Origin of the sequence: Streptomyces sp. NPDC093111 (assembly GCF_040683955.1) — a bacterium.
In the GTDB taxonomy this organism is placed as follows: domain Bacteria; phylum Actinomycetota; class Actinomycetes; order Streptomycetales; family Streptomycetaceae; genus Streptomyces.
The window spans coordinates 58,080-70,390 of record NZ_JBFBNW010000027.1 but is presented as its reverse complement, the minus strand read 5'-3'; the positions used below and the strand labels follow the sequence as shown (position 1 = coordinate 70,390).

General features: G+C 71.0%; 5 protein-coding genes. 3 read left to right on the top strand and 2 right to left on the bottom strand.

Going from position 1 to position 12,311, the window contains the following annotated elements:
• Positions 1–9 precede the first annotated feature (9 nt).
• Positions 10–639: a hypothetical protein gene (locus AB0Q96_RS34635; protein ID WP_365332535.1), complete on the bottom strand. Its 630-nt coding sequence runs from the start codon at positions 637–639 to the stop codon at positions 10–12.
• A 176-nt stretch (positions 640–815) separates the two neighbouring features.
• Between AB0Q96_RS34635 and AB0Q96_RS34630 the strand changes: the two genes are divergently transcribed.
• The 3 genes from AB0Q96_RS34630 to AB0Q96_RS34620 all read left to right on the top strand — a co-directional run bounded on the left by AB0Q96_RS34630 (position 816) and on the right by AB0Q96_RS34620 (position 11,807).
• Positions 816–2,204: a peptidase C39 family protein gene (locus AB0Q96_RS34630; RefSeq protein WP_365332534.1), complete on the top strand. Its 1,389-nt coding sequence runs from the start codon at positions 816–818 to the stop codon at positions 2,202–2,204.
• Between the two features lie 253 nt (positions 2,205–2,457).
• Positions 2,458–11,289, top strand: coding sequence for a SpvB/TcaC N-terminal domain-containing protein (locus tag AB0Q96_RS34625; protein WP_365332533.1), 8,832 nt, complete (start codon positions 2,458–2,460; stop codon positions 11,287–11,289).
• A complete protein-coding gene (locus AB0Q96_RS34620) occupies positions 11,286–11,807 on the top strand; it encodes an SUKH-3 domain-containing protein (RefSeq protein WP_365332531.1) in 522 nt (173 codons plus the stop codon). The genes AB0Q96_RS34625 and AB0Q96_RS34620 overlap by 4 nt, the downstream gene beginning before the upstream one ends.
• 173 nt (positions 11,808–11,980) lie before the next feature.
• On the opposite strand, the gene AB0Q96_RS34615 is transcribed toward AB0Q96_RS34620, so the two are convergent.
• On the bottom strand, positions 11,981–12,310 hold the full coding sequence (locus AB0Q96_RS34615) for a hypothetical protein (RefSeq protein ID WP_365332529.1): 330 nt from the start codon (positions 12,308–12,310) through the stop codon (positions 11,981–11,983).
• Position 12,311 lies beyond the last annotated feature (1 nt).

Sequence of the window (12,311 nt, the reverse complement as noted above, 5' to 3'; positions counted from 1 at the left end):
TCCGTCCCCTCAGTTCGCAGCCAAGGGGTCGTCACGGTGGGTGATGATCTGGTGCGGACTCGCGGTCACAGAGGGCCCGGCGAGCCACTCGTAACCCTCTTCGCGCTCCCGCACCAGGGTGTCGGCGAAGGGCCGGGAAGGGTCCTCGGCGAAATGGCGAGTCTCCGCCACGGTCCATCCGTCCCAGAACGCGGCCTGCCCCGGCCCGTCCCGACGCCGCCCGCGCACCCAGGACTCCTCGGGGCCGCGGTCCATCCACAGCAGCCGCGCGAGGTACGGCCGGAGCGCCCGCCGCCCGGCCCCCACGCCCTCCACGAGCACCACCGGCTCCGGCGCCAGCGCGCGGGCCGCGCCGAAGGAGCGCAGGTTCCAGTCGTACGGGCGGTAGCGCGCCGTCTCGCCCCGCGACAGCGGCCCGACCACCTCGGCGAGCATCCGGCCGGTCCACGCGAAGAGCTCCTCGTGGGTGGCGAGGTCGTCGAGGCGCAGCACGGGCGCCGAGCCCAGCGCCGTGGCGAGGCGGGCGGCGAGGGTGGACTTTCCGGAACCGGCGTGCCCGTCGACCGCGACGAGCCGCACCGGTCCGCACGAGGGCGGCAGCCGGCGCAGCGCGGCAGCCAGGCGGTCGAGGTCGGTCATGGCCCCAGGGTAGGCGAGCCCGCAGGTCAGCGGGGCGCGGAGCGCCAGTGGACGAGACCAATATTGCTCCGGCGGCACGCGTCGAATCGCTGGCCGAAGCCCGCCGGGAGCCGCGATAGTGGGGCGCGCAGCCCCGTCCGTTCGCCTCAACCGATCTCGACCGGGGGTTCCCGTCCATGCCCAGTTCCACCCCACGCCGCACCGTCCTCGCCGCAGCCCTCGCCGCCGCCGGCACCGCCGCGGTCGGCGCGGCCCCCGCCTCCGCCGCCCCGGCCGCCGGGCCCGCGGAATGCGCCGACGGCTGCGCCGACGCTCGGGGGCACGCCCCGGCGCCCGGCCTCGTCGACAACCGCTTCTGGAACACGTACACCGACTGGCGCTGCGGCACGTCCGCCGGCACCAGGGCCGTGTCGGGCCGCCGCCCCGGCCTGGTCATCGGCACCGCGGCGGGCCGCACCGAGTACCCGGACCCGCACACGGGCAGGTCGAGCACCTGGGAGTACGCGCACTGGACCTCGCCCACGCACACCTCCACCGTGCCGGCCACCGAGGTCATCGCCTCCTGGAACGCCGACACCCCGCCCGGCACGTGGCTCCAGGTCGAGCTGCGCGGCGCGTACGGGGACGGCACGGAGACGCCCTGGTTCGTGATGGGCCGCTGGGCGGCCGGCGACGGCGACATCCGGCGCACCTCCGTCGACGGCCAGAGCGACGGCAGGGCCTCCGTGTGGACCGACACCTTCTCCGTGGACGACCCCGCGAGCGGCCTCCGCCTCGTCTCGTACCGCCTGCGGCTCACCCTCTACCGCACGCCCGGGACCGCCCTCACGCCCACCGTCCGGCGGCTCGGCGCGATGGCCTCGGACGTCCCCGACCGCTTCACCGTCCCCGCCTCCGTGCCCGGCCTCGACCACGAGCTGACCGTGCCGCGCTACTCGCAGAACGTCCACGTCGGCCAGTACCCCGAGTACGACAACGGCGGCGAGGCATGGTGCAGCCCCACCTCCTCGCAGATGATCGTCGAGTACTGGGGCCGACGGCCCGCGCCCGAGGAACTGGCCTGGGTGGACCCGGCCTTCGCCGACCCCCAGGTCTGCCACGCCGCCCGCTTCACCTACGACTACCAGTACGAGGGCTGCGGCAACTGGCCCTTCAACGCCGCCTACGCCGCGAGCTACCGCGACATGAACGCGGTCGTCACCCGGCTGCGCTCGCTCACCGACCTGGAGACCCTGATCCGCGCGGGCATCCCGGCCATCACGTCCCAGTCCTTCCGCAAGGAGGAGCTCACCGGCGCCGGCTACGGCACCTCGGGCCACCTCATGACCGTGATCGGCTTCACCGCCGACGGCGACGTGATCGCCAACGACCCCGCCTCACCCGACAACGAGGCCGTCCGGCGGGTCTACCAGCGGCGCGAGTGGGAGAACATCTGGCTCCGCACCAAGCGCTACGACGCGAACGGCAAGGTCAGAAGCGGTACGGGCGGGGTCTGTTACGTCTACTGGCCGGCCGCGCCGACACCGGGGCAGCAGCGCGCGCTGCGGTCGCTCGGCCTGGTGTGAGCGGGTGCGGCCCGACGGCCGCCGAACGACGAGGCTGACCCGGCCGCCACCGTCCGAAGGGCGGGGACGGCCCGGGCGGCCGCCCTCCCACCGGTCGGACTCCCCGTTGCCGGATCGTTACGGCGCGTGCGGGGCTTGTCCAGAAAGCCTGTACGAACGACCGGGCTCGCGAACTACCGTGCGGTAGCACAGGGGGCGGAGGTCGTCGGACGACCCGTGCTCCGGGGGACGTCCGACGGTATGGGGGCTCTTGATGTCTGTCCAACGCGTGGTCCGTGGCCGGAGAGGCAGGATCGTCGTCCTGGCCATGGTGCTCGCCATGTCCGGGCTGACCTCGCCCGAGTCGCTGCGCGGCGCCGCCGCGACGGTGCCGGACGCCGGGTCGGCGGTCACCGGACCGGAGGGGCCGCAGGGCACGTCGTTCAACCCCAACCAGATCAAGGACATCAAGGCGGCCGACCCCGGCTCCGGGGTGAACCTGATCGAGGCGCCCTCGGCGAACAACAGCGGTGACGCGCGGCTGTCGTACCCGCTGGAGGTGCCCAAGGGCCGCGCGGGCCTGGAGCCGAGTCTGGCCCTCGGCTACAACTCCTCGGGGACGAACGGGTGGCTGGGCGCCGGGTGGGACCTCGCCACCCCGATGCTCACGGTCGACACACGGTGGGGCGTGCCGCGCTACGACGCCGGCCTGGAGACCGAGACCTACCTGCTGGAAGGTGAGCAGCTGACCCCGGTGGCGCACCGGGGCGCCCTGCAGGCGCGCAGCGCGGAGAAGGTGTTCCACTCCCGGGTGGAGAGCCGCTTCGACCGGATCGTGCGCCACGGCGACAGCCCCGCGAACTACTGGTGGGAGGTCACCGACAAGCAGGGCGTCCGCACGCTCTTCGGCGGCACCGCCGACAGCACGCTGGCCGACGCCAAGGGGCGCGTCGCGACCTGGGCGGCGCGGGAGATCCGCGACGGCAACGACAACGTCATGCGCTACCGGTACGCCAAGGTGGCCGACGGCGGCACGGCGAACTCCACGGTGCCGGGCAGCGAGCTGTACCCGCAGAAGATCACGTACACGGGCCGCGGCGACACCGACGGCAGGTACTCGGTGACGTTCGTCCGGGACCGGGAGCGCGGCGAACCCCGCCGGCCGGACGTGCGGATCGACGCCAAGTACGGGTTCAAGAAGGTCACCGCCGACCTGCTCCGGCGCGTCGAGGTCAAGCTGGACGACCAGCTGATCCGCGCCTACGAGCTGAACTACCGGACCGGCGCGTTCGCCAAGACGCTGCTCGCCTCGGTGTCGCAGTTCGGCGAGGACAACCGGCTCTTCAACACCCACACGTTCGACTACTTCGACGACGTGCGCGACCCGTCGGGCAACTACAACGCCTTCGCCGACGCGGCGGGCTGGTCGGTGCCCGACGACGACCTCGGGGTGAACATCCGCGAAGGCGAGGCCAGCGCGATCTCGGCGAACACCTCGACCGGCTTCGGCGCGCACCTGTTCGCGGGCTACAACCTGCAGGGGCTGACGACCAAGGAGGGCTCCGTCGGGTTGAAGGTCGGCTTCAGCGCGGGCCAGTCCGACGGCCTGTCGACGCTGGCCGACGTGAACGGCGACAACCTGCCGGACAAGGTGTTCCGCAAGAACAACGACGTGTACTACCGGCCCAACCTGGCCGGACCGGGAGGTGCGCCGAAGTTCGGGGACACACCGGTCAAGCTCACCGGCCTCCCGGGAATCTCGACCGAGCGCACGCTGTCCGGCACCATCGGCATCGAGTCGTACGTCCTCACCACCTCGGCCCAGCTGGACTTCGTGGGCACCACGACCACCTCGGACCGGTTCTTCAGCGACGTCAACGGCGACGGCATGGCCGACCTCGTGAACAACGGCGGCGTGCTGTTCGGCTACCTGGACGCCCAGGGGCAACCCGCCTACACCGCGGACTCCACCCGCACCCCGGTGCCGGTCGGGGGCGGCGCGGTGACCGGCGAGATCGTCGGCGACCAGACCGCGCAGTTCAACCAGCAGGTGGACAACTCGCCCCTCCTCGACACGGTGCGCCGCTGGGTCGCGCCGTTCGACGGCGACGTCCGCGTGGACGGGCGCGTGCAGCTGACCCAGGACCCCTCGTCGGCACGGGCGGCCTACACCAAGGCCGACGGCGTGCGGGTCACCATCCAGCACAAGGACACCGAACTCTGGGCGCAGCGGATCGGCCCCGACGACCACACCGAGTTCACCCCGGGCAACGTGGCGTCGATCCCGGTGAAGAAGGGCGACGCGCTCTACTTCCGCACCCAGTCCATCCTGGACGGCAAGTACGACACCGTGGCGTGGGACCCGGCGATCACCTACACCAACCTGCCGGCCGGCACGGACGCCAACGGGCTGGCGAACACCGTGTTCCGCGCGTCGGCCGACTTCACCTTCGGCGGCCGGCCCTCCCTGGTGACCGTGCCGGTGAACGGCACGCTGCGGCTGACCGGTGACGTCGTCAAGAACAAGGCCACCTCGGACGACGTGACCGTGGTGATCGAGAAGGGCAACGGCGTCCACCCGGGCACGGAGGTGCTCCGCAAGGTCCTGCCCGCCGCGTCGACCGGCACCACCGCGATCGACCTGAGCATCCCGGTCAGCACGTTCGAGAAGCTGTCGTGGAAGCTGAAGACCGACTCCCCGATCGACGCCTCGGCCGTGAGCTGGGCCCCGAAGGCGTACTACACGGCCGCGCAGGGCGTCGAGTCGGTCGTCGACGCCAAGGGCGAGCCCACCATGGTGATCACCCCGCCGTACGACCAGACCATGTACCCGGCGGACACCCTCACCGCACCGCAGCAGGCCTACAAGGCCACCAAGACCGGCCAGTTGAAGGTGCGGCCGAAGCTGAACTTCAACTTCAACCTCCTCGGTGACGCCAAGATCGCGTTCACCGTGAAGAAGCGCGGCGGGCAGCTGCTCGGCAAACGGATCTTCCAAGCCAGGGACGCCTCCCCCTTCGGTGGCCCGAACCTGGACCTGACCGTGCCGGTCACCGCCGGCGACGACCTCTACATCGACTACTCCACGGCGGAAGCCGGACTGCTCCCCCTGCTCGTCGACCAGTCCGCCTCGGTCACCTACGACGTCACCTCGTCCTGGCCGACCTTCACCCCGGCGCCCAGCGCCATGCACGGTTCCGTCGGGCAGGGCGCCTTCGCCCAGCCCTACCGCGGCTGGGGCGTGATCGGCTACCAGGGCAACCGCGACCGCGCCACCCAACCGCTCAAGCAGGCCGAACTCACGCTGGACCAGAGCTTCAAGGACGCGCTTCCCAAGGAGCCCAAGGAAGCGGACGTCCCGGCGTTCGCCGCGAACCCCCGGCTCACCATGCCGCGGCTCGCGGTGTTCGCCCCCGTTCCCGCCAAGGGCGGCTGGGCCGCTCAGGACGAGTCCTCCTGGGTCACCGCCGCGATGGCGACGAGCTCCCGCCTCGGCGCGGACACCATCGACATCGTCACCGACGCCGACGTGGCGGGCGACCGGGCGGTGATGCGCCGCGGTGTCACCGGCCAGGTGTCGGCCACCCTCGCGGCCGGCCCGTTCGGCGGCACCGTGGTCGGCGGGATCACCGCCGGATCGGTCGACTACCTCGACCTCAACGGCGACGGCTACCCCGACGTCGTGGGCGCCAAGGAGATCCAGTTCTCCGACATGACCGGCGCGCTCGGCGCCACCCGCGGCACCCTCGGCGGCAACGTCCGCGAGGCGGACAACGTCTCCGGCAACGTGTCGCTCTCCGCGGGCAGCGAGACCGCCACCATCGCCAGCGCCCGGGGCATGGCCGCGCCCGACGCGGGCACCAGCGCCGACACCGCCAGCACCGGCTCCGTCCAGCCGTCGCTCGGCATCGGCGGCAGCCTCGGCGGCGGCGAGTCCGACGTCCGCCTCGACCTGATCGACATCAACGGGGACGGGCTGCCGGACAAGGTGTTCGGCAACGGCGACGTCCAGCTGAACCTCGGCTACTCCTTCGCCGCCCGCGAACCCTGGCCGGCCGGACCGATCAACGACGCGTCCACCCGCAACGTCGGCGTCAACCTCGGCTTCAACGTCGACCGTTACGGCTTCGCGGGCGGTGTCTCCGCCGAGCTGGGCACCTCGTCCACCCACGCGAGCATGGCGGACGTCAACGGCGACGGCCTCACCGACCGGGTGTTCACCGACGGGGCCAACCCGATCAAGGTCGCGGTCAACACCGGCACCGGCTTCACCGCGCCCGCCCCGTTCCGCGGCAGCTTCCCCGAGATCGCCGTCGACAAGAACGCCAGTCTCGGCGGGGGCGTCTACTTCACCGTCGGCCTGCCCACTCCCGTCGGCGTCTTCGTCTTCAACCCCGGCGTCAACGCGTCCACCGGCATCAGCCGCTCCGAGACCAGCCTGCGGGACGTCAACGGCGACGGCCTCGCCGACCACGTCAAGTCCACCCGGGACGACGAACTCCTGGTCGCGGTCAACAAGACCGGCCGCACCAACCTCCTGCGCTCGGTCAGCCGGCCGATGGGCGCCCGCATCGACCTGGACTACACCCGGTCGGGCAACACCACCGACATGCAGGAGAGCCGCTGGGTGCTGTCCCGCACCACGGTGTTCGACGGGCTCGCGGGGGACGGCGCCGACACGCGGCTCACCACCTTCCGCTACGAGAAGGGGCGCCACGACCGGCTGGAGCGCGAGTTCCTCGGCTTCGGCCGCGTGGTGACCGAGGACCGCGACCCGAGTGCGGGCGACGCCGTCCGCCGCACGGTGACCGACGAGTACCGCACCGACGGCTACCTGAGCCGCGGCCTGCTCGCCCGCACCCTCACCGAGGACGGCGCCGGCCGCCCGTACCGCGAGACGCTCAACACCTACCGGCTGCTCGACACCGCCACGGGCCAGGTGGCCGACCCGAAGAGCCGGACCGCCACCGTCTCCCCGCAGCTCACCCGCATCGAGGAGAAGCGCTACGAAGGCGCGGCCGCCCAGGTGAAGTCCACCTCCACCGAGCTCTCCTACGACGAGTACGGCAATGTCGTCCGCACCTTCGACGCGGGTGACGAGGGCACCGCGGACGACCTGGAGACCGTCTTCGCCTACAGCGCCTCCGACGCGCAGTGCCGCGACCGGTACCTCGTCGGGATCGCCGACGGGATACGGCAGAAGGCCGCGGCCACCGGCGCGGTCCTGCGCCACCGCGAGTCCACCGTCGACTGCGCGACCGGCGCCGTACGCCAGACCCGCGAGTACCTCGACGACGACACCCCGGCCGTCTCCGACCTGACGTACCACCCGGACGGCAACCTGAGATCGGTGACCGGCCCGGCGAACGCGAAGGGGCAGCGCTACACGCTGGAGTACGGCTACGACACCACCGTCGGCGTCCACGTCGAGTCCGTCGAGGACAGCTTCGGCTACCGCTCGTCCACGGCGTACAACCTCAAGTACGGGCAGCCCGAGCGGAACACCGACCAGAACGGCCAGCCGCTCCGGATGTCCTACGACACCGTCGGCCGGCTCGACAAGGTGACCGGGCCCTACGAGAAGGACGGCGACCGGGCCACGATCACCTTCGGCTACCACCCCGAGGCGCCCGTCCCGTACGCCACGACCCAGCACCTCGACCGTGCCGCCTCGGGCGTGCGCGACGACACCATCGACACCGTCACCTTCACCGACGGCCTCAAGCGCGTCCTGCAGACCAAGAAGGACGCCTCGGTGTCCGCCTCGCCGGGGGCCACGCCCGGCCAGGTGATGACGGTCTCCGGCCGGCTGAAGTTCGACCACCTCGGCCGCGCCGTGGAGAAGTACTACCCGGTGACCGAGGACAAGGGGGCCGCGAACACCACGTTCAACGCCTCCTTCGACTCCGTGGCACCCACGAAGGACACCTTCGACGTCCTGGACCGGTCGGTCAGGACCGTGCAGCCGGACGGCGTCACCACCAGCACCGGTTACGGCTTCGGGCAGGACCGGGCGGGCACGACCCGCTTCGAGCGGACGGTGACCGACGGCAACGGCAAGGAGCGCCGCACCTACACCGACGCCCGGGGTGCCACCACCGCGGTGAAGGAGTTCAACGGCTCCTCGGCGATCTGGACCAGCTACGCGTACGACCCCACGGGTCAGGTCACGACGATCACCGACGACAAGAACAACGTCACGCGCGCCGGCTACGACGCGCTGGGACGCCGCACCTCCTTCGACAGCCCGGACGCCGGACGCTCCGAGACCCGCTACGACCTCGCCGGCAACGTCACGTCGAAGACCACCGCGAACCTGCGGGCCGCGGACAAGGCCGTCGAGTACGACTACGAGTACTCGCGACTGAAGGCGATCCGCTACCCGACGTTCCCGGAGAACGACGTCTCCTACACGTACGGCGCCCCCGGCGCACCGGGCAACGCGGCCTCGCGCGTCACCGAGGTCCACGACGCGGCGGGAACGGTGAAGCGCGCCTACGGGGCGCTCGGCGAGGTGACCGAGGAGACCCGCACCATCACCGCCGTCCGCGACGCCCCGCGCACCTACACCACCGCCTGGCGCTACGACGCCTTCAACCGCGTGCTGCAGATGACCTATCCCGACGGCGAGGTCCTGACCTACGACTACGACTCGGGCGGCCAGGTCGGCCGGGCCACCGGATCCAAGAACGGCACCGGCTACACGTACCTGGACCGGGTCGACTACGACAAGTTCGGCCAGAAGATCCTCCAGCAGGCCGGCAACGGCGTCCGCACCACGTACACGTACGACGCCGAGGACCGCCGACTCGCAGCGCTGAAGTCCGTGGCGCCGGGCGGCACGGCGTTCCAGAACCTGGGTTACGCCTACGACAAGATCGGCAACGTCACCTCGCTGGCGAACGACGCGCCGCAGGGCGGCGACATCGGCGGTCCGAGCAGCCAGACCTACGGATACGACGACCAGTACCGGCTCACCTCCGCGTCCGGCCGCTACACGGACAAGAACAACGCGGTCAACACGTACACGGTGAGCCTGGGCTACGACTCGATCCACAACACCACACGCAAGACCCAGACCCACGAGATCACCGGCGGCACCCCGGCCTTCCCGGTGGGCGGCGGCGCAGCCGGGCCGATCGAACCGGTCGAGGACCCGACCAACCCCGGCGACGTCCAGGACCGCACCAGCTACGACTACACGTACGCCTACGACGGCGCCGCACCGCACGCCCCCAACAAGGTCGGTCCGGTCACCCACGCCTACGACGCCAACGGCAACCTGACGAGCACCGTCAACACGGCCGTCGCCGACAAGCGCCGGCAGTACGTGTGGGACGAGGAGAACCGCCTCGTCTGCAACCAGGACACGGCGACCGGCACCCTCACCCAGGACCCGAGCGGCTGCGCCGGCGCCACCGTCACCTACGTCTACGACGACAAGGGCGACCGCGTCGTCAAACGGAGCGACGACGGGCTCTCCCTCTACCCGAACCGGTACTACAGCGAACGCGACGCCACCGGCTACAAGCACGTCTTCGTCGGCGACAGCCGCGTGACGACCAAGACCGTCGCGACCACCGGCCCCGAGGACGCCCAGCAGTTCTTCCACGCCGACCACATCGGCTCCTCCGGGTACGTCACCGACAAGCAGGGCAAGGTCACCGAGCACCTGGAGTACTTCCCGTACGGGGAGACCTGGGTGGAGGAACGGACCGGACAGGCGGACACGCCCTACCAGTTCACCGGCAAGGAACTCGACGAGGAGACCGGGCTCTACTACTACGGGGCCCGCTACTACAACCCGCGCACCCAGCTCTGGGCCAGCACCGACCCCGCCCTGCCCGACTACCTCGACGGGGACATGGCGGGCGGCATCGCCGAGCCGCGCAACCTCGCCGCCTACACCTACGCCCACAACAACCCGGTCAAGCTCACCGACCCGACCGGCAAGTGGCCGAAGATGCCGTCGTGGAAGACGATCGGCCACACCACCCTCGACGTCGTCGGCATGGTCCCGGTCGTCGGTGAGGTCGGCGACCTCGCCAACGCGGGCTGGTACGCCGCGGAAGGCGACTACGTCAACGCCGGCCTCTCCGCCGCCTCGGCCATCCCGGGCGCGGGCTACGCGGCGAACGCCGCCAAGTACGGCAACAAGGCACTCGACGCCGCGCAGGCCGCCAAGACCGCCAACAACGCCGCCGACGCGTCCAAGGCGGCCAAGGCGTCCGAAACCGCACCGGTACCGAAGGCGGCGGACAGCCCTCCCGCACCGAAACCGGCCGACAGCGGGGCAGGGAGCTGCGCCACCGCCAACAGCTTCACCCCGGACACCAAGGTCGTGATGGCCGACGGTGACGACAAGGCCATCGAACAGATACGCGTCGGCGACCAGGTCACCGCCACCGACCCGGTGACCGGAGAAACCGGCCCCCGCACGGTCACCGCGCTCATCACCGGCGAGGGCCAGAAGAACCTGGTGGAGATCACCGTCACCCGCCCCGACGGCCCCACGGGCAAGGTCGTCGCGACGGACAACCACCCCTTCTGGGCCCCCGCACTGGGCAAGTGGCTCTACGCCAAGGAAATCCTCCCGGGAACCCTCCTCCAGACCGGCAACGGCTCCTCCATCCAGGTGACCGCCGTACGCGCCTGGACCCAGCACAAGCGCGTCCACAACCTCACGGTCGCCGGCCTGCATACGTACTATGTGCTGGCGGGGGTCGCGCCGGTCCTGGTCCACAATTGCGGCGAGGCATCCCTCTACGCGCAGGCCGATGCGGGCGAGATGCGGGGAAGCGACTTCGCCGCCGAATACACGTCTCAGAGCGGGCATACCTACCGATCGGACAACAAGGAGTCCGTCGCCGTTCCGGATGACATGGCGGAGATCTTCGCGCGGCAGGACCACCCGAAGAACGGTGGATGTGCGGAGACGCAGTGCCTGAGCAAGGCGTATGCGAGAGAAGGTGAAGCGGGTATCCGAGGCGGGGACATGACCACGGTGCACGTGAGCGACACGGCCAAGGGTGACCACGGTGCTCCTGCCACTCCGTGCCTGGGGTGCCAGCGCGTGCTGGACAGCTTGGGGGTGAACTACCAGTGAGCGGCGAACCGGCGGACTTCACCTCCCGATTGAACCCGGCAACGGTTTCCGCCCTGCGCCAGGCCGGCTGGTACGCCGGACGACACCTCGACGTGTCCTCCGACCTTCGGTCTCTGGAGGCGCAGGGGTACATCCCGAGCCCCATCGCAACGGCTTTCCTCGAATCGTTCCGAGGGCTGAAGATCGGGCCGGCCCGTGAGGACGGCCCCAACTTCATCAACGGTGAACCTTTCTTCGTCGATGCCGTGGGGGCCGGAGGCAGGCATCACGACGAAGCCTCGGAGATCGGCTCAGTCCTCGGCGGTTCATGGTTCCCGATCGGCTGGTGGCTCAGCTATTCGCATGTCTTCATGCGATCGGACGGGGCTGTGACCGGTTACGCGGACGGCCTGATCTGGAGAATCGGAAGCACACCCTACGAGGGCTTGGACCTCATGGTGAGCGCGGATCGCCCGCTGATCTGCGTTCACGCGCCCGAGGGGATGAAGCCGTGGCCGAAGCAGGGCTCAGGAGCCTGACTCGATCTTCACCGCCGGACCTCGAACGGCTCCTCGTGCTTGATCACCCGGTCCGGTGACTGCCCTACGTGCAGCCGGCCTTCGGCTGGGCGTGTGTTCCGACCAAGGAACTCACCCGCTCAGCCGAAGGCGGTGGGCAGGCTGGACCCTGGTGGTCGTCCTCGCCCTGTTCGTCACCCGGGCGGGCCTGATGTGAACCGGCCCAGGCCGAGGGCCACCGCCAGCGCCCCGAGGGCCGCGCCCACCGGGTAGCCGCCCAGCCAGGTCGTCGCGACCGACAGCGCCGCCAGGGCCGTGCAGTGCCGCGTCGCCCGGGCGGGCGTCGGTGGCAGCCGCCACAGGAGAAGGCCGGCCGCGAGCAGGGCGAGGCCCGCGCCCGCGCCGGTGAGCCCGACGAGCCCGAGCGCCGCGAAGGCGGCCGGCGGGCCGAGCTGGAGGAGTACCAGGGCGCCGCCGCAGACCACGAGCGGCAGGACGACCCGGAGCGGTGCGGTGGTGCGCATC